The 23,929-nt window shown below is 60.0% G+C and carries 22 protein-coding genes; 9 read left to right on the top strand and 13 right to left on the bottom strand.

Annotation, left to right across the window (positions count from 1 at the left end; translation table 11 throughout):
• Positions 1–2: 2 nt before the first annotated feature.
• From ORL50_RS17245 to ORL50_RS17235, 3 genes are all read right to left on the bottom strand, one after another.
• Entirely contained in the window at positions 3–824 is an 822-nt protein-coding gene (locus ORL50_RS17245; protein ID WP_266016680.1) for a peptidoglycan DD-metalloendopeptidase family protein, read from the bottom strand.
• Positions 825–827: 3 nt separating this feature from the next.
• Positions 828–2,207 carry an exodeoxyribonuclease VII large subunit gene (gene xseA / locus ORL50_RS17240; RefSeq protein ID WP_266016679.1) on the bottom strand — a complete coding sequence of 460 codons (1,380 nt, stop codon included), beginning with the start codon at positions 2,205–2,207 and terminating at the stop codon, positions 828–830.
• An 89-nt stretch (positions 2,208–2,296) separates the two neighbouring features.
• Positions 2,297–3,244: a LysR family transcriptional regulator gene (locus tag ORL50_RS17235; protein ID WP_266016720.1), complete on the bottom strand. Its 948-nt coding sequence runs from the start codon at positions 3,242–3,244 to the stop codon at positions 2,297–2,299.
• Positions 3,245–3,343: 99 nt separating this feature from the next.
• Here ORL50_RS17235 and ORL50_RS17230 point away from each other — a divergent pair, with 99 nt between their 5' ends.
• The 6 genes from ORL50_RS17230 to tadA all read left to right on the top strand — a co-directional run bounded on the left by ORL50_RS17230 (position 3,344) and on the right by tadA (position 10,126).
• On the top strand, positions 3,344–4,111 hold the full coding sequence (locus tag ORL50_RS17230; protein WP_266016678.1) for a sulfite exporter TauE/SafE family protein: 768 nt from the start codon (positions 3,344–3,346) through the stop codon (positions 4,109–4,111).
• A gap of 159 nt (positions 4,112–4,270) precedes the next feature.
• A complete protein-coding gene (locus ORL50_RS17225; protein ID WP_266016676.1) occupies positions 4,271–4,819 on the top strand; it encodes a sugar ABC transporter ATPase in 549 nt (182 codons plus the stop codon).
• Positions 4,820–4,926: 107 nt separating this feature from the next.
• On the top strand, positions 4,927–6,396 hold the full coding sequence (gene guaB, locus ORL50_RS17220; protein WP_266016674.1) for an IMP dehydrogenase: 1,470 nt from the start codon (positions 4,927–4,929) through the stop codon (positions 6,394–6,396).
• A gap of 96 nt (positions 6,397–6,492) precedes the next feature.
• The gene (guaA, locus tag ORL50_RS17215; RefSeq protein ID WP_266016673.1) at positions 6,493–8,070 is read left to right on the top strand and encodes a glutamine-hydrolyzing GMP synthase; all 1,578 of its coding nucleotides are present in this window, start codon (positions 6,493–6,495) and stop codon (positions 8,068–8,070) included.
• 182 nt (positions 8,071–8,252) lie between these two features.
• Positions 8,253–9,629 (top strand): multicopper oxidase family protein, encoded by a 1,377-nt coding sequence (locus ORL50_RS17210; protein WP_266016671.1) that lies wholly within the window; start codon positions 8,253–8,255, stop codon positions 9,627–9,629.
• The gene (tadA, locus tag ORL50_RS17205; protein ID WP_266016669.1) at positions 9,629–10,126 is read left to right on the top strand and encodes a tRNA adenosine(34) deaminase TadA; all 498 of its coding nucleotides are present in this window, start codon (positions 9,629–9,631) and stop codon (positions 10,124–10,126) included. The genes ORL50_RS17210 and tadA overlap by 1 nt, the downstream gene beginning before the upstream one ends.
• A 131-nt stretch (positions 10,127–10,257) precedes the next feature.
• Here the strand turns inward: tadA and cmoB are convergent, their stop codons facing one another.
• The 8 genes from cmoB to ORL50_RS17165 form a co-directional block, all read right to left on the bottom strand.
• Complete coding sequence (gene cmoB, locus ORL50_RS17200) at positions 10,258–11,214, bottom strand: tRNA 5-methoxyuridine(34)/uridine 5-oxyacetic acid(34) synthase CmoB (protein ID WP_266016667.1); 957 nt, start codon at positions 11,212–11,214, stop codon at positions 10,258–10,260.
• Positions 11,211–11,990, bottom strand: a complete 780-nt coding sequence (gene cmoA, locus ORL50_RS17195) for a carboxy-S-adenosyl-L-methionine synthase CmoA (protein ID WP_266016665.1) — start codon at positions 11,988–11,990, stop codon at positions 11,211–11,213. Before cmoA ends, cmoB begins: the two co-directional genes overlap by 4 nt.
• A gap of 130 nt (positions 11,991–12,120) precedes the next feature.
• Complete coding sequence (locus ORL50_RS17190; RefSeq protein ID WP_266016663.1) at positions 12,121–12,762, bottom strand: lysoplasmalogenase; 642 nt, start codon at positions 12,760–12,762, stop codon at positions 12,121–12,123.
• Positions 12,763–12,764: 2 nt separating this feature from the next.
• Entirely contained in the window at positions 12,765–13,157 is a 393-nt protein-coding gene (locus tag ORL50_RS17185; protein WP_266016662.1) for a protease inhibitor I42 family protein, read from the bottom strand.
• Positions 13,158–13,295: 138 nt separating this feature from the next.
• Positions 13,296–13,757 carry a hypothetical protein gene (locus ORL50_RS17180; RefSeq protein ID WP_266016660.1) on the bottom strand — a complete coding sequence of 154 codons (462 nt, stop codon included), beginning with the start codon at positions 13,755–13,757 and terminating at the stop codon, positions 13,296–13,298.
• Positions 13,758–13,924: 167 nt separating this feature from the next.
• Complete coding sequence (gene lon, locus ORL50_RS17175; RefSeq protein WP_266016658.1) at positions 13,925–16,342, bottom strand: endopeptidase La; 2,418 nt, start codon at positions 16,340–16,342, stop codon at positions 13,925–13,927.
• A gap of 137 nt (positions 16,343–16,479) precedes the next feature.
• The gene (locus tag ORL50_RS17170) at positions 16,480–18,891 is read right to left on the bottom strand and encodes a glucose/quinate/shikimate family membrane-bound PQQ-dependent dehydrogenase (protein ID WP_266016656.1); all 2,412 of its coding nucleotides are present in this window, start codon (positions 18,889–18,891) and stop codon (positions 16,480–16,482) included.
• 170 nt (positions 18,892–19,061) lie between these two features.
• Positions 19,062–20,444, bottom strand: a complete 1,383-nt coding sequence (locus ORL50_RS17165; RefSeq protein ID WP_266016654.1) for a carbohydrate porin — start codon at positions 20,442–20,444, stop codon at positions 19,062–19,064.
• A gap of 271 nt (positions 20,445–20,715) precedes the next feature.
• Between ORL50_RS17165 and ORL50_RS17160 the strand changes: the two genes are divergently transcribed.
• Both ORL50_RS17160 and ORL50_RS17155 read left to right on the top strand, forming a co-directional pair.
• On the top strand, positions 20,716–20,946 hold the full coding sequence (locus ORL50_RS17160) for a VF530 family protein (RefSeq protein WP_007903672.1): 231 nt from the start codon (positions 20,716–20,718) through the stop codon (positions 20,944–20,946).
• A gap of 2 nt (positions 20,947–20,948) precedes the next feature.
• Positions 20,949–21,611 carry a Pr6Pr family membrane protein gene (locus tag ORL50_RS17155; protein ID WP_266016646.1) on the top strand — a complete coding sequence of 221 codons (663 nt, stop codon included), beginning with the start codon at positions 20,949–20,951 and terminating at the stop codon, positions 21,609–21,611.
• On the opposite strand, the gene ORL50_RS17150 is transcribed toward ORL50_RS17155, so the two are convergent.
• Complete coding sequence (locus ORL50_RS17150) at positions 21,578–22,363, bottom strand: siderophore-interacting protein (RefSeq protein ID WP_266016644.1); 786 nt, start codon at positions 22,361–22,363, stop codon at positions 21,578–21,580. The two genes, ORL50_RS17155 and ORL50_RS17150, sit on opposite strands and share 34 nt — an antisense overlap.
• Positions 22,360–22,935, bottom strand: a complete 576-nt coding sequence (locus ORL50_RS17145) for a PadR family transcriptional regulator (protein ID WP_266016643.1) — start codon at positions 22,933–22,935, stop codon at positions 22,360–22,362. Before ORL50_RS17145 ends, ORL50_RS17150 begins: the two co-directional genes overlap by 4 nt.
• A 466-nt stretch (positions 22,936–23,401) precedes the next feature.
• On the opposite strand from ORL50_RS17145, the gene ORL50_RS17140 reads away from it, so the two are divergent.
• On the top strand, positions 23,402–23,896 hold the full coding sequence (locus ORL50_RS17140) for a CS1 type fimbrial major subunit (RefSeq protein ID WP_266016641.1): 495 nt from the start codon (positions 23,402–23,404) through the stop codon (positions 23,894–23,896).
• Positions 23,897–23,929 lie beyond the last annotated feature (33 nt).

Raw genomic sequence — 23,929 nt, 5'->3', positions numbered from 1 at the left:
ACTCAAGGCTGAAACGCCCCAATGAAAATCGCCGGATCCACCCGCGCATCATTCAGACTGACGTTCCAGTGCATGTGCGGGCCCGTCGCGCGGCCGGTGGCGCCGACTTTGCCGACTACGCCGCCACGGGACATTTGCTGGCCGACTTTCACGTCGATTTTCGACATGTGGCAGAACATGCTGATGAAGCCCTGGCCGTGGTCGACAAACACCGTGTTGCCGTTGAAGAAGTAGTTGCCGATCAGGATCACTTTGCCGGCGGCCGGAGTCTTGATCGGGGTTCCGGCAGGCACGGCGAAGTCGAGTCCGGAATGGGCGTTGCGTTCCTCGCCGTTGAAGAAGCGGCGCACGCCGAACTTGCTGGAGAGGGGGCCGTTGACCGGTTTATCCAGCAGCAGGTTGCTCGGGGTGTTCGGGCTGAAGCTGCGATAGGCCTGAATCTGTTCGGCCAGCTCGGCTTCGATGCGCTTGAGGTTGGCCGGGTTCGGATTGACCTGCTGGGTGTTTTTCAGGGTGATGTGCTGTTCCGGGTATTTCTTGTTGCCTACGCTGAGCGCCAGGTTGCGACCGCCACTGCTGACTTGCTGCGGGCCCGGCTTGACGGTGAGCGGCACGCCGACGATGGCCAGCCAGTTGTTCTGTTCCTTGATCACCAGCACCGGTTTGCCTTGATAGCTGGCCTTCGGTGGTTGCGCGGAAGTGCCCAGGTCCACCACGGCCACGCCGCCCGGCACCGGTTTGTTGAGCAGACGAGTGATGTAACTGTCGGCGTGGGCGTTGAAGGTCAGGCACAGCAAAAACAGCGAGGCGAGAAAGCGCGGCATGGATCAATCCAGTAAAGAAAGGGTGACGGGCGTCAGGTGATTGTCTTCGACCCTTACGTGCAGCTCGCCCTCGCCAAGCCTGGCTTTGAGGCGCTGGCCGGTGTGGGTCTGGGCGGCATTACGAATTGCATTGCCGCGCTCATCCAGCAGAATGCTGTAGCCACGGCCAAGGGTCGCCAACGGGCTGACCACGTGCAGTGTCTGCATCTGACTTTGCAGTTGCATGCGCCGGTCCTTGAGACCTTCGCGCATGGCTCGGGGCAGGCGCTCGGCCAAGCTGTCGAGACGCTGGCGCAGCATCGCCAGTTGCCGACCGGGATGCTGGCCTGCCAGGCGGGTTTCCAGGCGGATAAGCCGTTCGCGACGAGTATTGAGGCTACGCTCGAAGGCGCGTCGCATGCGCATGTCCAGGTCATCCAGGCGTTGCGCTTGCTGGCGCAGCCGCTCACCGGGATGGCGCAGGCGGCGGGACATGCCTTCCAGGCGCAGGCGATCACGGATCAGGCGATCGCGGATGCGCATTACCAGGCGCCGATGCAGGCTCTCGACCCGGCGCACCAAGTCGCTGGAATCCGGGGCCAGCAGTTCGGCGGCCGCTGAAGGGGTCGGTGCGCGGACGTCGGCGACGAAGTCACTGATTGACACATCAGTCTCGTGACCTACCGCGCTGACAATCGGTGTGACGCAGGCGTCCACGGCGCGGGCCACGGCTTCTTCGTTGAAACACCAGAGGTCTTCCAGCGAGCCGCCGCCCCGGGCCAGGATCAACGCATCAAAGCCACGGGCGTCCGCCAGCTTCAACGCCCTGACGATCTGTGCAGTGGCTTCGCGACCTTGCACGGCTGTCGGGATGAGCGTCAGCTGAACCTGCGGCGCCCGGCGGCGAAACACGCTGATGATGTCGCGAATCACCGCGCCCGTCGGCGAACTGATGATGCCGATGCGTTGCGGATGTGCGGGCAGCGGGACCTTGCGTTCGGCACTGAACAGCCCTTCGGCGCTGAGTTTTTCTTTCAGGGCGTCGAACGCCAGGCGCAGGGCACCATCACCGGCTGGCTCGACGGTATCGAGGATCAGCTGGTAATCCCCGCGGCCCTCGAACAGCGAGACCTTGCCGCGGACCTTGACCGCCAGGCCATCCTTCAACACCTGGCGAACCCGTGCGGCGTTCTGCCGAAACAGCGCGCAACGCACCTGGGCGCCACTGTCCTTCAAGGTGAAGTACACATGGCCGGACGCCGGACGCGCGAGGTTGGAGATTTCGCCTTCGACCCAGATGTTGCTGAACACGTCTTCCAGCAACACCCGCGCGCGGCCGTTGAGCTGGCTGACAGTCAGGACTTCACGGTCCAGGCCGAGTCTTGCAAAGGGATCTTTAATCATGGGGTGCATGATAAAGGCATTCGGCGAACAATCTCCATGCGCGCGCGCAAATCCCCTTGTAGGAGTGAGCCTGCTCGCGATGCAGTGTGTCAGTCGACAGAACTATTGAATGTTGCACCGCTATCGCGAGCAGGCTCGCTCCTACAGTGAACGGTGCAAGTTTTGATGAAGCGTTCGACCAATGCGGTGGGATTCTGCCGACAGGCGAGGGCCACCGTGCTCTGGCAATCCGGGTCGGCCAGGGGTAGGAAACGGATGTCGGGCGGGGCAATGTCTTGCATTGATTCTGGCAACAGGGCGATGCCGAACCCGGCCTGAATCAGCTGCAGTTGCGTAGTCTTGCGCGACACCACCCGTGCGGCTTTCGGGAAGAATCCCTGGCGCATGCACAGCTCGGCCGACAAGTAACTCAACCCGCCGCGTTGCGGATGAGGGATGGAGATGAACGCTTCATCCTTCAACTGCGCCAGATCGACGCCTCGCCCCGAGTTATCCACAGCCAGTCGATGATTCGGCGGCACGGCCAGCAACAAGCGCTCACTATATAAAGGCACAATCTGCACCCCTTCACGCTGGCGCAGCACCGGCAAACGCAACAGACCGACATCCAGGCGTCCCTCGGCCAATTCTTCCAGTTGCGCTTCGGACGACAGTTTGACGATGTCCATGGACACGCCGGTGTATTGATCCAGATAAGCACTGATGTTGCCTAACAACCAGCCGCTCATTGGCACGGTGCTGGAATGGCTCAAGCGCAAGGTGCCGAGTTGGCCAGAGCCGACCTGGGTGGCCATGTCGCTGGCCTTGGTCAGTTCATGCAGCAGGTTTCTGGCCCGGGGCAAAAAGGCTTCACCCGCCGCCGTCAGCCGGGGCTGGCGCGCGGTGCGTTCGAACAACGGCGTTTGCAGTTGGGTTTCCATGTCCTTTATTTGCCGGCTCAGCGCTGACTGAGCAACGAACAGATGTTCAGCCGCTGCGCTGAAACTGCCGCTGTCGGCGATTTCCACGAAGTAACGCAATTGGCGGATTGAAAGCACAGTCATGCCTTTTTGAGATGGGTGGGTGGCTTTGAAGATATTAGTCGCGAGACTCGGCACTGGCTAAAGTCATCACAGGTATTCAAGGAAGCCGTGCAGATGAATGTGCTTGAGTTGTTACAGCAGTGGCCATTCGGCGCCACGGAGTGGCTGGTGATCGGCCTGGCCATCGCCCTGGCTTACATCGTGTTCGGCATCGCCGGGTTCGGTACTGCGTTGGTCGCCGGGCCCGTCCTGATTCTGTTCATGCCGCTGTCGAAGATCGTGCCGTTGCTGGTGTTGCTGGATTTTGTCGCTGCGTTCGGCAACCTGCTGCCTTCGCGGCGGGACGTGGCCAAGCCGGAGTTGCTGCGACTGCTGCCCTGCATGGCGCTGGGGTGCACGCTGGGCGTGATCTTTCTGCTGAATCTGAAATCCGATCTGTTGTTACTGCTGATGGGGTTGTTCATCAGCGCTTATGCGATTTACAGCCTGTGGGTCAAAACCCGTCCCTCCCAGTTGTCGGCCGCCTGGGCGGTACCGATGGGCACGATCGGCGGGATGTTTGGAGCCCTGTTTGGCAGCGGCGGTTTTTTATACGCGATCTATCTGAGCAGCCGTCTGCCGAAGGACGCGGCGCGCGCCACCCAAAGCGCGCTGATCAGCTGCAGCACGGTGGTGCGCCTGAGCCTGTTTGCTGTCGCGGGTGTGTATGCCGAGCTACCCTTGTTGCTACTGGCGCTGTGTTTGTTGCCGGCCATGGCGTCAGGGTTGTGGGTCGGTCGGCGGTTGACCAGGAGATTGTCCCGCGAGGCGTTCGTGCGGCTGGTGACCTGGCTGGTGCTGGCCAGCGGTATCGCACTGATCGGGCGGTATTTGAGTACTTGACCTGTGTGTGTCAGGGATTAAGCTGCCGTCCGCTCCGACGCCTTCGCGGGCAAGCCCGCTCCCACACTTGATTGCATTTACCCTGTGGGAGCGGGCTTGCCCGCGAAGACGTCAATACGATCGCCGCAGAACATCCATTTGACGCACTAGGCTTGCACCATGAATTCGCAAAGCATCATCGTCCCGAAAATCTCCACTTTGCCGGTGCACGAACCCCGGGCCCGGGCGATCGTGCGTTGGCTGGTGCGCAAGAACATCGTCAAGGAAGAACTCACCACCTGCGGGCGCACCGGCAATCGCATGGGCTATGCCCTGGCCGACGGCGCCCGTGCAGTGGTGCTTCACCCAGAAGCACTGCCTTTTGGTGAGCCGATCAATGGCCTGGAGATCATTACCAAGCGCTGCATCTATACGCCAGCCAAGGGTTTTCTGGAGGAGGCGGGCTGCGCCGAGTGCCGCAAGGAAGTCGGTGAAGCACTGTTCGAAAGCCTGGAAGACTGGATGCCGGGGCGTACCGATAACTTCACTTGTCCCGAATGCGGGCATGAAGATGACATCAACGGGTTTCTGTTCCTGCAGGAATGCGGGTTCTCCAACCTGGGGTTTATCTTCAACAATTGGGCCGAGGCTGGATTCAAGCAGAGTTTTATCGACGAGTTTGCCGATTGGCTCGACCAGCCGGTGAGTTGGGTCAAAGTCGAGCTGTAGTGCCCCGTCGATCACTGTATCGATAATAGACAGAGTTTTACATTGAACCCGAGGGGGTGTCTGACTATAATGGCGCGCTTCCATTTTCCCGCTCGGGAGCCCCCGCGATGCTGCGTATCAGCCAAGAAGCTCTGACATTCGACGACATTCTCCTAGTGCCCGGTTATTCCGAGGTGCTTCCTAACGAAGTCAGTCTCAAGACCCGCCTAACCCGTGGCATCGAGCTGAATATTCCTCTGGTTTCTGCCGCCATGGACACCGTCACTGAAGCCCGACTGGCAATTGCCATGGCTCAGGAAGGTGGCATCGGCATTATCCACAAGAACATGACCATCGAGCAGCAAGCTGCCGAAGTGCGCAAGGTCAAGCGTTACGAAGCCGGCGTGGTCAAGGACCCGATCACCATCGAGGCAGACGCCACGGTGCGTGAACTGTTCGAACTGACCCGCCAGCACAATATCTCCGGCGTTCCGGTGCTGCACGATGGCGACCTGGTCGGCATCGTCACTTCCCGTGACGTGCGTTTCGAAAATCGTATGGAAGCCACTGTCCGTGAAGTGATGACGCCTAAAGAGCGCCTGGTCACGGTCAAGGAAGGCGCCGACAAGAACGACGTTCGCGAGTTGTTGCACAAACACCGCATCGAACGCGTATTGATCGTCGACGAGAAATTCGCCCTCAAGGGCATGATGACCGTCAACGATATCGAAAAAGCCAAGGCTTACCCGCTGGCCAGCAAGGACGATCAAGGTCGTCTGCGCGTTGGCGCTGCGGTGGGTACCGGTAAAGACACCGGTGATCGCGTCGCCGCCCTGGTCAATGCCGGCGTTGACGTGGTGGTGGTCGACACCGCTCACGGTCACTCCAAAGGTGTGATCGACCGCGTTCGCTGGGTCAAGCAGAACTTCCCTGAAGTGCAGGTCATCGGCGGCAACATCGCCACCGGCGCTGCCGCCAAGGCCCTGGCCGAAGCTGGCGCCGATGCAGTCAAGGTCGGCATCGGCCCTGGCTCGATCTGCACCACCCGCATCGTCGCCGGTGTCGGCGTCCCGCAAATCAGTGCCATCGCCAACGTCGCCGCTGCCCTTGAAGGCACAGGCGTGCCGTTGATCGCCGACGGCGGCATCCGTTTCTCCGGTGACCTGTCCAAGGCCATCGTTGCCGGTGCTTCCTGCGTGATGATGGGCTCGATGTTCGCCGGTACTGAAGAAGCGCCAGGCGAGATCGAACTGTTCCAGGGTCGTTCGTACAAGGCTTACCGCGGCATGGGTTCGCTGGGCGCCATGTCCCAGGCTCAAGGCTCCTCCGACCGTTACTTCCAGGACTCCTCGGCAGGCGCCGAGAAGCTGGTTCCGGAAGGCATCGAAGGGCGTGTTCCTTACAAGGGCACCCTGAGCGCCATCATCCATCAACTGATGGGCGGCCTGCGTTCCTCGATGGGCTACACCGGCAGTGCCGACATCGAAGAAATGCGCACCAAGCCCGAGTTCGTGCGGATCACCGGCGCCGGAATGGCCGAGTCCCACGTGCATGACGTGCAGATCACCAAGGAAGCGCCAAACTACCGCGTAGGTTGAGCCTTCAAGCAAAAAGTTAAGCACCGGGGCTGTTTTATTCAGCCCCGAGTTGTTTCTGATTCTCTTCACCCGAATTGCATAGACGAGACTGACCCCATGGCCCTCGACATTCACGCTCACCGCATCCTGATCCTCGACTTCGGTTCCCAGTACACCCAGCTGATCGCCCGCCGCGTGCGTGAAATCGGCGTGTACTGCGAACTGCATCCGTTCGACATGGATGAAGACGCGATTCGCGAATTCGCTCCAAAAGGCGTCATTCTCGCCGGCGGCCCCGAGTCCGTGCACGAAGCCAACAGCCCGCGCTGCCCGCAAGCGGTGTTCGACCTGGGCGTACCGGTCTTCGGTATCTGCTACGGCATGCAGACCATGGCTGAACAGCTGGGTGGCAAGGTCGAAGGTTCCGAGCTGCGTGAGTTCGGTTACGCCCGTGTCGACGTGGTCGGCAAGAGCCGCCTGCTCGATGGCATCGAAGATCACATCGACGCCGACGGCCTGTTTGGCCTCGACGTATGGATGAGCCACGGTGACAAGGTCACCAAGATGCCGCAGGAATTCCACATCCTGGCCAGCACCCCGAGCTGCCCGATTGCCGGCATGTTCGACGACGCTCGCGGCTACTACGGCGTGCAGTTCCACCCGGAAGTGACCCATACCAAGCAGGGCGGTCGCATCCTGTCGCGCTTCATCCTCGACATCTGCGGCTGCGAGGCCCTGTGGACTCCGTCGAAGATTGCCGAAGACGCCATCGCCCAGGTTCGCGCCCAGGTCGGCACCGACAACGTCTTGCTCGGCTTGTCCGGCGGCGTTGACTCCTCGGTAGTTGCCGCGCTGTTGCACAAAGCCATCGGCGACCAGCTGACCTGCGTCTTCGTCGACAACGGCCTGCTGCGCCTGCACGAAGGCGAGCAAGTGATGGCCATGTTCGCCGAGAACATGGGCGTCAAGGTGATCCGCGCCAACGCTGAAGATCAGTTCCTCGACAACCTGGCTGGCGAAAGCGACCCGGAGAAGAAGCGCAAGATCATCGGCCGCACCTTCATCGACGTGTTCGATGCCCAGTCCAACAAACTGGACAACATCAAGTACCTCGCCCAGGGCACCATCTACCCGGACGTGATCGAGTCGGCTGGCGCCAAAAGCGGCAAGGCCCACGTAATCAAGTCGCACCACAACGTGGGTGGCCTGCCGGAAGAAATGAACCTGAAACTGGTCGAGCCACTGCGCGAACTGTTCAAGGACGAAGTGCGTCGTCTGGGCCTGGAACTGGGCCTGCCGTACGACATGGTCTACCGTCACCCGTTCCCGGGCCCAGGCCTGGGCGTGCGGATCCTCGGTGAAGTGAAAAAGGAATACGCCGACCTGCTGCGTCGCGCCGACCACATCTTCATCGAAGAACTGCGCAAGGCCGACTGGTATCACAAAGTCAGCCAGGCATTCGTGGTATTCCAGCCGGTGAAATCGGTTGGCGTTGTCGGCGATGGCCGTCGTTACGCCTGGGTCGTGGCCCTGCGTGCCGTGGAAACCATCGACTTCATGACCGCACGTTGGGCTCACCTGCCTTACGAACTGCTGGAAACCGTCAGCGGCCGGATCATCAACGAAATCGAAGGCATCTCCCGCGTCACTTACGACGTGTCGAGCAAGCCGCCAGCGACGATTGAGTGGGAATGATCCCGATCTGACTGATCGTCCGTAACACCTGAAAGGCCCCGTGAGTGCGAATTCACGGGGTCTTTTACGTTTGCGCTACACCTGTCGCCGCGCCGCCCTTACTGTTTCTCAACCGCAGGTGTATCGTATTCGCCTTTTACAGGCCCCAGGGCCAGTCGTTGATACGTGAGGTAGTTGAGTTCATGTCCTTTACCCGTCGCCAAATCCTCGGTGGCCTGGCCGGTCTTGTTGTCGTTGGTCTCGGAGCGGGTGGCGCATCGCGGTACTGGCTAGGCAAGATGGCTGACGCCGACGCGGGTCACGACTATGAGCTGATTGCGGCTCCGCTGGACGTCGAACTGGTGCCCGGTCACACCACCCAAGCCTGGGCGTTCGGCCCGTCGGCGCCGGGCACCGAGCTGCGCGTGCGCCAGGGTGAATGGCTGCGGGTGCGCTTCATCAATCATCTGCCGGTCGCGACCACCATCCACTGGCACGGCATCCGCCTGCCGCTGGAGATGGACGGCGTGCCCTATGTGTCGCAGCTTCCGGTACTGCCGGGGGAGTATTTCGACTACAAGTTCCGCGTCCCGGATGCCGGCAGCTACTGGTATCACCCGCACGTGAACAGCAGCGAAGAACTTGGCCGTGGCCTGGTCGGTCCGCTGATCGTCGAGGAGCGCGAGCCTACCGGTTTCAACTACGAAAAAACCTTGAGCCTGAAAAGCTGGCACGTCGATGAAGAGGGCGCGTTCGTCGCGTTCAGCATTCCTCGTGAAGCGGCCCGGGGCGGCACGGCGGGGCGCCTGTCGACCATCAACGGAGTGTCCCAGGCGGTGATCGAACTACCCGCCGGGCAAATCACTCGTGTGCGTCTGCTCAACCTCGACAACACCCTGACTTATCGCCTCAACATCCCGGGTGTCGAGGCGCAGATTTATGCGTTGGACGGCAACCCGATTGCACCGCGCCCGTTGGGCAAGGAGTACTGGCTTGGCCCGGGCATGCGAATTTGCCTGGCGATCAAGGCTCCGCCGGCTGGCGAAGAATTATCCCTGCGCAACGGCCCGGTTCGCCTGGGCACGTTCCGTTCCGTGGCCAATAACGACACGCCGAGCACATGGCCACCCGCGCTGCCCGCCAACCCGGTGGCCGAGCCGGACCTGGCCAGTGCCGAGAAACTCAACTTCAACTTCGAGTGGGTCGGCTCGGTGTCGGTGAACGTCGACAACGGCAAGCCACCCAGCCTGTGGCAGATCAATGGCCAGGCCTGGGACATCACCGACAAGACCTGCGCGGACCGGCCGATCGCCAAGCTCGAACGGGGCAAGAGCTACATCTTCGAACTGAAAAACATGACCCAGTACCAGCATCCGATTCACTTGCACGGCATGAGCTTCAAAGTGATTGCCTCAAACCGGCACAAGGTTATTCCATACTTCACGGACACCTACCTGCTCGGCAAGAACGAGCGCGCGCAGGTGGCCCTGGTGGCGGATAACCCAGGGGTGTGGATGTTCCATTGCCACGTGATCGATCACATGGAAACCGGCCTGATGGCCGCTATCGAGGTGGCGTGATGCGTCAGATACGTCCCGCCGCGATCATCGACCGTAGTCGCGATCGCGACTTCATGCGCGAAGCCCTGGCCCTGGCTGCGCAAGGCGCGGCGCTCGGTGAAGTGCCGGTGGGTGCGGTGCTGGTGCAGGACGGTGAAATCATTGGCCGCGGCTTCAATTGCCCGATCAGTGGCAATGACCCAAGTGCCCATGCCGAGATGGTCGCGATCCGCGCTGCCGCGTTGGCTGCCAGCAACTATCGTCTGCCCGGCAGCACACTGTACGTAACGCTCGAGCCCTGCAGCATGTGCGCCGGGCTGATCGTGCATTCGCGAATCGCGCGGGTAGTGTATGGGGCGCTGGAGCCCAAGGCGGGGATTGTGCAGAGTCAGGGGCAGTTCTTTACCCAGGGCTTTTTGAATCACCGAGTATTGTTTGAGGGCGGGGTGTTGGCGCAGGAGTGCGGTGCGGTGTTGAGCGAGTTCTTCAAGGCCCGCAGAGCCAGATCTTCCGATTAAACACAGACCTAATGTGGGAGCGGGCTTGCTCGCGAATGCGGTGTGTCATTCAACAATGAAGTTGACTGACACACCGCATTCGCGAGCAAGCCCGCTCCCACATTTTGATCTGCATAGACCGAGAGATGGGTTTACTTGCGAGCGACAATCACCGCCCGCATCGGCGCTGGCAAACCTTCAATGGTCTTGCTGTGATCCTCGGGATCGAGGAAATCGCTCAGCGACTGATACTTCATCCATTCCGTGCCGCGCTGTTCCTCGACCGTGGTGGTGCTCACGTCCACGCAACGCACATCGGTGAACCCGGCCCGGCGCAACCAGAGCATCAGCGCTGGCACCGACGGCAGGAACCACACGTTGCGCATCTGTGCATAACGGTCTTCCGGCACCAGTACCTGCTGCTGATCGCCCTCGATAACCAGGGTCTCCAGCACCAGTTCACCGCCTTTGACCAGGCAATCTTTCAGCGCGAGCAAGTGTTCGATCGGCGAGCGGCGGTGGTAGAACACTCCCATGGAAAACACCGTGTCGAAACCTTCAAGGTTGGGCGGCAGGTCTTCAAAGGGAAACGGCAAGTGCCAGGCATTCGGCTCCGACAGATAGCGCTGCACCGCCTGGAACTGGCAGAAGAACAGCCAGTTGGGGTCGACGCCGATCACGCTGTCGGCGCCGGCGCCAAGCATGCGCCACATGTAATAGCCATTGCCACAGCCGACATCGAGGATGCGTTTGCCCTTGAGATCCAGGTGCGGCGCGACTCGCGACCATTTCCAGTCCGAGCGCCACTCGGTGTCGACGTGCACGCCAAACAAGTCGAACGGACCCTTGCGCCATGGCGACAGGCCCATCAACGCTGTGCGCATTTGCGTGCGGGTGTCGTCGTCGCAATCGGTGTCCAGCCGCAGGCCATTCAACAAGTCGACTTCGCTTGGCTGAATCTTCGGCAGCGCATCCAGCGCACTCTGCCAGCGCTCGAGGTCGCCGTGGCCTTTTTCCATTTTTTTGTCGAGCTGGGCTTGCAGGCTGTTGGCCCAGTCGGCCAGTGGAGTACCAGCCAGTCGGCGGGCGAGGGGAGACAGATCAATCATGGCAGGGCAATCAACGAAGCAAAGTTAAGACACTGGAACCAAGGCACGACTTTCGAGAACCCGGCTGCCAGCAGGCGCTCGCGATGTTCTTCGAGGCTGTCGGGCTTCATGACGTTTTCGATGGCGCTGCGTTTCTGCGCGATCTCCAGTTCGCTGTAGCCGTTAGCGCGTTTGAAGGCGACGTGCAGGTCGGTGAGCAGGGCGTGTTCCTGAAGGTCGTTGAAGCGCAGCTTCTCCGACAGAATCAGCGCGCCACCTGGCAGCAACGACTGGCGAATGCGCGACAACAACGCTGTGCGCTGCTCAGGGGCGATGAATTGCAAGGTGAAATTCAGCGCCACTACCGAGGCCGGCTGGAACTCCAGCGCGAGGATGTCACCTTCGATCACTTCGACAGGTAGCAGCTCCTGGAACATCGAGTCCTGGCCATTGAGGTATTCGCGGCAGCGTTCGACCATGGCCGCCGAGTTATCCACAGCGATCACCCGGCAGCCGTCGGTGCGCACGTGCCGGCGCAACGCCTGGGTCACGGCACCGAGGGACGAGCCCAGGTCGTAGAGCACGCTGTTGGGCTGGGCAAACTGCGCGGCGAGCACCCCGAGATTCTCGACGATGGTCGGGTAACCCGGCACCGAGCGTTTGATCATGTCCGGGAAGACCCGCACCACGTCCTCGTTGAAGGCGAAGTCAGGCACCTGGGCCAACGGCTGGGCGAAAAGGCGATCGGGTTCTTTGCTCACGGCGGTTCCAGCGGCTTGGATGGAAAAGGCCGGCATTTTAGCCAACTTGGCGCCGGGATGCGCGGGTTCTCTGATAAACCGCCAAATCAAAAGATCGCAGCCTACGGCAGCTCCTACGTTTGAAATGCGATCTGTGTAGGAGCTGCCGCAGGCTGCGATCTTTTTCTCAGGCGCGGCGCGGTTCGGTGGTGAATGCCGAAGCCGCAATCCCCCACTGCCCCAGCCAATAGCTCAGGATAATCACATAGGGCGCCGCGTGGAACGGCATCACGAAGCGACTGATGCCGATGACGCTGTCGGAAAACACGAACGCCACTGCGCCGGCCGCCGCCAGCAGTGCCGAGCGTTGTGGCACCTCGGTGCCCAGACGGGCGAGGGCGCGCCAGAGCATCGCGCTGATTGCCAGCCCGTAGACGATCACCGGAATCAACAACGGACCTAAACCGCTGGCGATCAGAATCCCCAGCAATACGGCACCCACACCGAGCGCCAGAATCAACGGCAGCAGCGCCAACCGGCGGCAATCACTCAGATAAGCCTTCAGGTATGCCAGGTGCGCCACCAGAAACGCCCCCAGACCAAAGACGAACAAATCCATCGGCCACGCCAGCAACACATCGCCAAGCAGGGAGAAAATCAAGCCGAGGCTAATCCAGCGGCGATATTCACTGGGCGGCGCATCATGCAGCCAACCCAGCAGGGCCAGTACCGGCAATGGCTTGACCAGCAGGCACAGAAGCGTGGCATCCACGCTCACCCCGTAAAGGAAAGTAACCGCGCCCATCAGCGCCAGAATCAGCCAGCCCACGGTCAGTTCACCGAGATCGCGCAGTCAAAGGTATCCACCGGTTTCACTTCCGGTGCCCAGGGTTGCTGGGAGGTCAAACGCAAGCGTCCAGTACCGGGGGCGAATGCCTGGAAACGCCAGGTGGAGATTCCCGCGGAGCCAACGATGCCCGCGTCTTCCGGGTTGCTGTACACCTCGGGGCCCAGTGCGTGCAGCACCCCGCCAGCCGAATCCTGAATCGCCCAGCGGTAGCCCGTGGTCGGGTTGCTGGGCAGGGTGAGAATCAGGTTTTGACCGCTGTGCAGCTTGGCCGGGCATTGACTCTGTTTTTCCACGGTCAGGTTCTGTGCCGGTTGCGAGGAGCAGGCGGCCAGCACGGCAAGGCTCAGGGGGACAAGCAAGCGAATCGGGGACATAAGTTCAGCGGCTCCGGCGTTGACGACGAACGGCGAGCATAACTGAAGATGAGACAAAGTGTGACCAGGGCCTGCTGGAGAAAACTCTTTTCCAACAGGCTGTTCACAAATGCTGGGATTTATTGAGCTGCGTTAATCTCAGCGTTGATCCAGGGAAAAAGCAAACTTGCCGTCGGAGGCAAATTCGCGGTTCTGCCGGTCTTTGAATTTGATTTCGAAGCTGCCGCTGAATACCTGCGCATCAGGACTCACTTGAAGATCAACAACGCCTTCAGTCGCCCAGTAAGTGGTGTACGCCGGAAAATTTTCGGTGAAGGCAATCTGGATCAGGCGAGTCGGAATGTTCAAAGGGTAGATGCCGCTTTTGATATCTTTGGGAAGGTAGATATCGAAGGCACGATCTCGAGGGGTGTTGCTTTCCCCAGCTTTGAAAATCGCCAATATTTCCCGTGTGCCTACGCTGGTGTAGAGCACTTCCGATTCAAATGGCTCGCGCTCGGCAATATTGGCACTCCAATAGTTATCGCGGCAGCACGGGTGAAATTTCATTTCGTTATTCAAGCAGTTGTCGCTAAGACTTCTGCGTTGTTCAATGTCCATAAACGATTACCTGTAAGTGCGTTTGAACGTTGAATGTATAGTCATATATAAGAATCTGATACTGATAGAAATGGCGGTTTTGAATAGTTAATTATTTCAACAAATATCCAGTTTGAAATGAAAATGGCCAGGCAACTATGCCTGGCCATTTTGTCTGCGCTCTTAACTTAGAACAGCACTTTCACCACGTCCGCGAACCGCTTGGCAAAGTGCACAGTGATCCCTTCCTTCAGGTAGTCCGGCAACTCGTCAAAACTTCCACGGTTGGGTTCGGGCAATATCAGCTCGAAAATCTTCTGCCGCCGCGCTGCAATCACTTTCTCGCGCACCCCCCCAATCGGCAGCACGTGTCCCGTCAGGGTCAGTTCACCCGTCATGGCCACGCCTTTTTTCGGTGGCTGATTACGCGCCAGCGACAGCAGGGCGCTGGCCATGGTCACGCCCGCGCTCGGGCCGTCTTTGGGTGTGGCACCCTCTGGAACGTGCAAGTGCACGAACGCTTCGTCGAAAAACTTTGGATCGCCGCCAAAAGACTTCAGGTTGGAGCTGACGTAGCTGTAGGCGATTTCCGCCGATTCTTTCATCACATCGCCCAGTTGCCCGGTGAGCTTGAAACCACGGTTTAGCGTATGGATGCGGGTGGCCTCGATCGGCAGGGTTGCGCCGCCCATGCTGGTCCAGGCCAGGCCAGTGATCACGCCAGTGCCGGACAGGACCTGCTCGTTGCGGAACACCGGGTGGCCGAGGGAGGCTTCGAGGTCTTTGGGACCTATCTTGATCACCGCTTTGGGCTCGTCGATCAATTTCACCACGGCTTTGCGCACCAGTTTGCCCAGTTCTTTCTCCAGATGGCGCACTCCGGCTTCACGGGCATAACCGTCGATCAAGGCTTTCAAGGCGCTGTCGCTGATGCTCAGGCTGCCTTTGGACACGCCAGCCTTCTCAAGTTGTTTCGGCCATAGGTGACGCTTGGCGATGGCAATCTTTTCTTCGGTGATATAGCCCGACAGGCGAATCACTTCCATGCGGTCCAGCAGCGGGCCGGGAATCGAATCCAGGGTGTTGGCGGTGCACACGAACAGGACTTTGGACAAGTCCATCCGCAGGTCCAGGTAATGGTCGAGGAATTCGACGTTCTGTTCCGGGTCGAGGGTTTCCAGCAGCGCCGAGGCTGGGTCGCCCTGGTAGCTCTGGCCCATCTTGTCGATCTCGTCGAGCATGATCACCGGGTTCATGACTTCGACGTCTTTGAGCGCCTGCACCAACTTGCCCGGTTGCGCACCGATGTAGGTGCGGCGATGGCCCTTGATCTCCGCCTCGTCGCGCATGCCGCCGAGGCTGAAGCGGTAGAACGGGCGACCCAGGGATTCGGCGATGGATTTGCCGACGCTGGTCTTGCCCACACCCGGCGGGCCGACCAGCAGCACGATCGAGCCGCTGATTTCGCCTTTATAGGCACCCACGGCGAGGAACTCGAGGATGCGGTCCTTGATGTCGTCCAGGCCAGCATGGTGTTTGTCCAGGACCTTGCGGGCATGCTTGAGGTCGAGCTTGTCCTTGCCGTAGACGCCCCACGGCACCGAAGTCGCCCAGTCGAGGTAGTTGCGGGTAACCGCGTATTCCGGCGAGCCGGTTTCGAGGATAGACAGCTTGTTCATTTCCTCGGCAATACGTTTTTGCGCCTGGGCGGACAGCACTTTGCCTTCCAGGCGCTGTTCGAACTGTTCGATGTCGGCGCTGCGGTCGTCCTTGGTCAGGCCCAGCTCTTGCTGGATGACCTTGAGTTGCTCCTTGAGGAAGAACTCGCGCTGGTGCTCGCCAATCTTGCGGTTCACCTCGGCAGAGATTTCCTTTTGCAGGCGCGCGACTTCGACTTCCTTGCGCAGCATCGGCAGGACTTTTTCCATGCGTTTGAGCATCGGCACGCAGTCGAGCACTTCCTGCAGCTCGTTGCCGGTGGCGGAGGTGAGGGCGGCTGCAAAGTCAGTCAGCGGCGATGGATCGTTGGGGCTGAAGCGATTGAGATAGTTCTTCAGCTCTTCGCTGTACAGCGGGTTGAGCGGCAGCAGCTCCTTGATCGCATTGATCAGCGCCATGCCGTAGGCCTTGACCTCGTCGGTTGGCTCGGTGGGCTGGTGCGGGTATTCGACTTCCACCAGATACGGTGGGCGGTGGTGCTTGAGCCAGGTGCGAATGCGTACGCGGGTCAGGCCCTGGGCAACGAATTGCAGCTTGCCGTTTTCGCGGCTGGCGTGGTGCACCTTGACCAGCGTGCCGTACAGCGGCAGGGCCGAGGTGTCGAAGTGGCGCGGATCTTCCTGCGGCGTGTCCATGTAGAACAGGGCCAGGGAGTGATGATCGGATTTGCTCACCAGATCCAGGGTTTCAGCCCAGGGTTCTTCGTTGACGATTACCGGCAACACTTGAGCCGGGAAGAACGGGCGGTTGTGGATCGGAATGATGTAGACCTTGTCCGGCAGGTTCTGGCCCGGCAGTGCGAGGCCTTTGCCGGTGGAGTGATGCTCGGCGTTCTCGGGGTCGGCGTACTCGCTGAGGTCTTCAGGGAATTCTTGCTGGTCGCTCATGGGGCACCTGCGCAATGGGATATGGGTCTTAGATGGGGCAGGTGGCGGGTGGTTTCAATGGCAGGGGTAATATCGGCGGGCACAAAAAAAGGCGACCCCCTCGCAGGAGTCGCCTTTCGTTTAACCGTCGTTAACTGTTATTCCGACAGTTTGTAAGCAATCACATAGTCACCCTGCTTGGTGCCCAGCGAGCCGTGACCGCCGGCCACGACCAGCACGTACTGCTTGCCGTCCTTGCCGGTGTACGTCATCGGGGTGGTCTGCGCGCCGGCTGGCAGGCGGCCTTCCCACAGTTGCTTGCCGTTTTTCACGTCGTAGGCACGCAGGTACTGGTCGAGGGTGCCGCTCAGGAAGCCCACGCCACCGGCGGTGACGAAGGTCCCGCCGAGGCTCGGAACGCCCATGCTCAGAGGGATCGGAACCGGCGAGCTATCGCGCACGGTACCGTTCTTGTGCTTCCACAGGACTTTCGAGGTGGTCAGGTCGACTGCCGCCACGTAGCCCCAGGCCGGTGCCTGGCACGGCAGGCCCATTGGCGACAGGAGTGCTTCGAGGACTACGCCGTACGGCGCGCCTTTGTTCGGCTGCACGCCTTCGGTTTCGCTTTTACGCGGGCCCTGAGCAGCGATTTCGGCCGCCGGGATCATTTTCGATTTGAACGCCATGTAGCTCGGGTTCACGAAAGCGATCTGACGCACCGGGTCAACCGAGATACCGCCCCAGTCGAACACGCCGAAGTTACCTGGATAGACAATCGAACCTTGCAGCGATGGCGGAGTGAACGGGCCGTCGTAGCGCATGGATTTGAAGTCGATCCGGCAGATCAGTTGATCAAACGGAGTCACACCCCACATGTCACGCTCCTGCAGCGGCGGTGGCATGAGGTTGAGGTCGGATTTCGGCTGGGTTGGCGAAGTGTGATCACCTTCGACAGCGCCCTGCGGCACTGGCACTTCGTTGATCGGCACAATCGGCTTGCCGGTGCTGCGATCCAGTACGTAGATGCTGCCCTGCTTGGTGGAAGCGAGTACCGCTGGCTTGACGCCGTCAGCGGTTTTCAGGTCCATCAGGGTTGGCTGGCCACCCACGTCCATGTCCCACAGGTCATGGTGGGTGAACTGCATGTGCCAGCGCACCTGGCCGGTGGCGATATCCAGCGCGGTCAGGCCGGCAGCGTGCAGTTCCGATTCAGGGGTACGCGCGCCACCGAACTGGTCCGGGGTCTGGTTACCCATCGGCAGGTACAGCATGCCGAGTTTTTCATCGACTGCGAACATCGACCACATGTTTGGCGAGTTGCGGGTGTAGACCTGGCCTTCGGCAATCGGCGTGGTGTCATCCGGCTTGCCGCTGTCCCAGTTCCACACCAGCTTGCCGGTGTGCACATCGAACGCGCGGATCACGCCGCTTGGCTCGTCGGTGGAAACGTTGTCGGTCACGTGACCACCAATCACCACCAGGTCTTTGGTGACGGCTGGAGGGGAGGTGGAGTAGTAACCGCCGGCATTGAAGCCGCCGATATTGGCGCTCAGGTCTACCTGGCCAGCGTTGCCGAAGTCTTCGCACATCTTGCCGGTGTCGGCGTTCAGGGCGATCAGGCGGGTGTCGGCGGTTGGCAGGAAGATCCGGCGCGGGCAGACGCTGCTGACCGGTGCAGGGCTGGCAGTACCCGTTGGGCTCTGCTCGGAAGCGTACACCGCGTCATCGTGATACGACACGCCGCGGCAGGTCATGTGCGCCCAACCCTTGAAGTTCGCCGCGTTCTGCGTGGAGAGCTTCGGATCGAAACGCCAGATTTCCTTGCCGGTGTCCGGGTCCAGTGCGATCACCTGGCTGTGCGGCGTGCACACATACAGCATGCCGTTGACTTTCAGCGGGGTGTTTTCAGCAGTGGTTTCACCTGGATCGTTCGGACCCGGAATGTCACCGGTGCGGAATTCCCAGGCTGGAACCAGCTTGTGGGCATTTTCCGGAGTGATCTGCGCCAGTGGCGAGTAACGATCGCCATGGGCGCTACGGCCGTAGGAGTTCCAGTCACCGTCCGGCATGGCCGGGGCGGTATTGGCCATGCCAGGTACGCTGTCGCGGTCCAGTTGGCCTTTGATTTCACCCGGGTTGGTGAATTGGCTGGCAAGTGCGGTTGCACCTGCGATCACCACGGCCACGGCAAGGACGCCGGTGGTCAGTGGCCCGGTGCCTTCGCGCAACATCGGACGTCGGAACCACGGCAGCAACATGACGATGCCCAGTGCGAACAGCAGTGCCAGACGCGGCACCAGTTGCCACCAGTCGAGGCCGACTTCCCACAGCGACCAGACGGTGCTGGCAAACAGCACCAAAGCGTACAAGCCAAGCGCAGCACGGCGTGCAGCGATCAGCAGGGCGCCGGTCAGCGTCAGGCCGATACCGGCCAGCAGGTAGTACAGCGAGCCGCCCAGCATGCTCAGCTTGATTCCCCCGGCCAGCATGGCCAGGCCCATTAGCAAAAGCAGAATGCCGAGCAGGGTCGGCAGTAGACGGCTTCGACTCAAAGCACCATCAGTGCTCATAGTGTGGTTCTCCGTGACGTTTTAAGTAGTCCCGCGCAAGTTCACTGTAGATGACGATCTGGCGTGGGCATGGTTCAGATATAAATCTCAAACTGTGAACGCTGTCCTTGCAGGAGCCTGCTTGCCGGCGATGGCATCGCGAGCAGGCTCGCTCCTACAGGGGTAGCGCATTAGAACGAAGACTGGATCTTGATCCCGCCAATCAGCGCGTCATCGACCTGGTCCACGCCACCCGGATGGCGGATGTACTGCAGGTTCGGGCGCACGGTCAGCCAGTTGGTGACGTGCACGCCGTAGTAGAGTTCGGCACTGTATTCGGTGTCTTGCGGCGGCAGGAAAGTCGGGTCGTCGAAGTCGGACACGTTGCGAGCCTGGTTGGTCGCCTCGGCATTCTTGCGATACGCCGGGTTGACGTGCACCCGCGCCATGGCGAAACCGATATCGTCCTTGGCCCGAGCATCGAACAACCCTTTGTAGACGACTCCGGCCTGGACATAGTTGTCGATGGCGTTGGTCTTCTTGTCATGCATCGTGCCGTTGGCGAATACGCTCAGGCCGCGGGAATTGTCGCTGGCCCGGCTGGTCAGTTGCTGCTGCACGCCAAGCCACACGCCGTGCTTGCTCGACGCGCTGCGGTAGGCCTCGCCGCTGAGGGCTGCCGGCTGACCATTGCTGTCCTTGTAGGCATCGGTGGCCTTGGCGTTGCTGTAGTAATAACCGGCGCGGTATTCGCCTGGCAGGCCATTGACCTTCGGTGACCACACCAGCTCCACCGGCAGGATTGCGCCCTGGGTGCCGCTGCCACTGAGTTTGAAGCCGTTGTTGCGGTCCAGGTTGGACGGGTTCTGCTCGTAGGCACCGACCTGCGCGTACAACTCTGGCGTCAGGTGATATTTGACTCGCAGGGCCCACTGGCTGACCGGCCAGTTGTACCAGATGCCACCGACCCAGTTACCGACCTGGGAGCCGCAGAACGCCAGGTTCTGGAAGTCGCACGGGAAGCTGTTGAAGTCTTCGCCTTCACCGAAACGGCCGGCCTTGATATCGAGTTTCTGGTCGAAGAATTTCTGCTGGTACCACATCTGCGTCAGGCGCCAGGTCTGCCCACGGCCCCAGACTTCCTGGGCCGAAGTGAACCCGCCGACGCGCGGATCGTTGATGCGGTCGTTGCTGATGTTGTTGCCGCTGCGCTCGGTGACGGTCAGTTGGAACTCGGCATCGTTCCAGCCAAGGATTTTCTGCAGATCCAGGTGAGTGCCGAAGCCGAACTGGTCGCTGTAGCGTGCCGTACGATCATGGTCGTAGCCGCCATGCAGGTTACTGCCCATTTCGCCGGTGTAATCGACTTTGAAGTCGTAGCCTTTTTCCGCAAGCTCGGTGCGACTGCCGTTCCAGTCACCAAGCATCCAGGGTGACTCACTGTCGAAAGCGGGGGCGGCCTGGGCGCAGGTGGCCAGGCTCATCGCGGTGAAGCCGCTGATCAGGCAGAGCATTTTCAGGCGGGCAACAGGCGTGCAGACAGCGCTGTCTTGCGAAACTGGGAAATCGGGCATGGGAAGAAATTCTTGATCTTTTTCTGGGGGATGAACTGAAAGCAGCAAGGGTGGAGCAGGCAGCAGAAGCGTTTCAGCCGTGACGGGCGTAAGGATAATGTTCTGTTACAAATAGAGAAAGGGCTTTTACGGACATGCTGCCTTTCAAAATCGGTAACAGTCGGTGCAACCATGGCTACATTTAGCAGGCAGCACACAGATCACTTCCCCCCGGCGAAGCCCTCGGCTAAGGTGCGCGGCTTCCAATTCCCACTTCGCTCGAAGGCCCGGCATGACCGAACAGAACAACAACCCGCTGCACGGCGTGACGCTGGAGCAGATCCTCAATGCCCTGGTTGAGCACTATGAATGGTCGGGGCTGGCCGAGCGCATCGACATTCGCTGCTTCAAGAGCGACCCGAGCATCAAGTCGAGCCTGACCTTCCTGCGCAAGACGCCCTGGGCCCGGGAGAAGGTCGAGCGCTTGTACGTGAAGCTGATGCGCACCAAGCGGCCGCTCTGAGCATGATCGACCCGTCGGCCGCCCGGCACCGTTTCATCGCGGTTGCCGCCATTCTCGGTTGGGCGGGGCTGAGCATTCAGCTGTATCTGATCCTGTACTCACGCTGGAGCATTGAAGCCAGTCTGCTGGGCGGCCTGATGAGCTTCTTCAGCTTCTTCACGGTGCTCAGCAACACCCTGGTGGCGACTGTGCTGACCTGCGAATGGACTTCCCGGCCATCGGCAATGCGCCGCTGGTTCCTGCAGCCATGGGTGTCCAGCGCCGTGGCAGTGAGCATCGTCGTGGTCGGCCTGACTTACAGCATCCTGCTGCGAAACTTGTGGCATCCCGAAGGCTGGCAGTTTCTGGCCGATGAGTTGCTGCACGACGTCATGCCCCTGTTATTCCTGGGCTACTGGTGGTGGTGCGTACCCAAAGGCACATTGCGCTTGCGCCACATTGGCCTCTGGGTGATTTACCCGCTGCTGTACTTCGCCTACTCGCTGCTTCGCGGGCATGAGCTGGCGGTTTATCCCTATCCGTTCATTGACGTGGACAAGCTGGGTTATCCACAGGTGTTTCTCAATGCGGCCGGGTTGCTTGCGGGATTTGTGTTGATTTCCCTGGTAGTGATCGGTCTGGACCGTTGGGGTCATTCCTCGTCACTGTCATCCAGGCGCCAGTAACCAACCGCCTTGAGGAATTTCTCGTCCAGGCCATGCTCGTCCAGCAACACCCGGCGGATCTGGCGTGACACCTTGGACTCCGTTGCGACCCACGCATAAAGGCTGCCACCAGGCACGGTCAGTTGTTGCACGGTAGTCAACAGGTGATCCTTGCCACCCTCGCGCAACACCCAGATCACGTCGACTTGTGCGGGGCTTTCCAGCCGTTGCTGCTCGGCGCCGTTCTCCACCTCGATCACCACCAGCGCTCGCCGATTGGGCGCCAGATCTTCGAGGCGTCGGGCAATGGCCGGCAGGGCGGTCTCGTCGCCGATCAGCAGGTAGCTGTCGAAAATATCCGGCACGATCATCGAGCCCCGGGGGCCGCCAATGTGCAGGAATTGTCCGGGCCGGGCTTGCTCGGCCCAGGTCGAGGCAGGGCCATCGCCGTGCAGGACGAAGTCGATATCCAGTTCGAGGGCATCAAGGTCGTAGCGGCGCGGGGTGTAATCGCGCATGGCCGGCATCGGACCGTTGTCCTTGCCTGCGCCGAGCACCAGGTTCTCCATGGCGGCCTGTTCTGCAGCGTTCTGCGGGAACAGCAGCTTGACGTGGTCGTCGGCGCCGAGGCTGACAAAACCTGCCAGCTCGGGCCCACCCACAGTGATGCGGCGCATCCGCGGAGTCAGGTCCACCACGCGCAGGACTTCCAGGCGTCGACGTTTGATTTCATGCATCACTCGGTGAATGGTCTGGGTATCGACTGCGGTCATTCGGCTTTCTCCTGTACGGGTTGAACGGCAGGGCCGTCGACTATGGCTTTGGCGGTGTCGTTGAGCAGCGCGCTGACCCTCACGATCTCTTGTGCGCTCCAGCGTCCGTGGTGCAGTTGCAAAGCGTGACGCAAGTTATGCACCGCTTCGTGGATTTCTGGTGGGCGATCATGGCCGCGCAGCGAGCGTTTGCTCACATCGATGCGTGTGCGCACGCCTTCCAGTGCAATCGCTTGCTCGCTTAAGGACAGACGTCCGGCATCGGTCGCGCTGTAGCGTTTTTTTCCGCCTTCAGCGTCGCCCTGGATCATTTCGCTCTCTTCCAGGAACGTCAGGGTTGGGTAGATCACGCCGGGGCTGGGGCTGTAGGCGCCATCGAACATGCCTTCGATCTGGCGGATCAGGTCATAACCGTGACAGGGCTGCTCAGCGATTAGCGCAAGCAGCAGGAGTTTCAGATCGCCTGGGGCAAACACCCGTGGCCCGCGGCCACCGCGCTCGCGCCCTGGGCGTTTTTCGAAACCGTCGCGACCGTCGCCGTGTTCGCGGTGGGGGGAATGATGGTCTCTCATCTGCGTCTTCTCTCGTCGTGTTTAGATACAACGTAAGATATATCTTATGGTCGGCGCAAGCACAACGGACGAGCGGTCAAGGGCTTCGCCTTGTAGGAAATTGAGCCTTTCACCGAAAAAACCGTGTTGCATTTTAGAGTGATTAACCTAATTATCCTGCTGTTATTTATATATAAGTGACGACATGCCCGGAAATAAAGGGGATTAACTCTGTATGCTTTTTTAGTTAAAACTGTGTGTAGTATAGTTCTGAAGGTTAAACTTATTAGTTGCTGTTTTTAAATGAATTTTCCCGCGAGTCGTGGATCACTTTTACTACATGTTTATCGGAAGTTACGTACTTACTTTCTTGAAGAATTGGTTGATCATTCTCCCCGTCGAAAGTTGGATCAAATTGCCATCACGGATGGCAACAGGGCCCAAATTTCAACAGACCATTCCTTTGAAAAAATACAGGTACTCAACAATGTTCAAGAAGTTTGCAATCGCCGTTCCTATGACCGTCCTGGCCCTGAGTTCTTCGATGGCGTTCGCTGCAGAGGAATCGCGCTCTTCCATCAACATCACCGCTGACATTCCAAGCAAGGTCTTTCACGCACAGCCAGTCAACCCGGACTTCGGTAAAGACGAAAGAATGCAATACCTTGTCGGTACCGGCAGCCTGACTGATGTGACCGGCACGTACGACATCCAGCACACCCTTGGTTCGGTCGGCGCGTATGTCGAAGGTGGTCCGCAACCCCTGTTCAACGGTAATCCAGCGCAAAACATCGCCCTGACCTACACCTTCAACGGCGTGACGTTGACCGGTGTAAGCCAGGAGGTGGTTGGTGATACCGAGTCCAATGGCGGCATGCGTGCCGAGCTGCGCATCAAGGCGGCCAAGCCGACGGCGACCCAGGTTGGCCTGTATGCCGCCAACCCGGTGGTGATCTTCGACGCGATGCCACGTATTCCATAAAAGATTGCGGATCAAGGTTGATCCTTGGTGGCT

It is taken from the genome of Pseudomonas sp. RIT-562 (assembly GCF_026241895.1).
Taxonomy (GTDB): domain Bacteria; phylum Pseudomonadota; class Gammaproteobacteria; order Pseudomonadales; family Pseudomonadaceae; genus Aquipseudomonas; species Aquipseudomonas mandelii_F.
The sequence above is the reverse complement of the archived record's forward strand: the minus strand, read 5'-3'. Positions and strand labels throughout refer to the sequence as shown.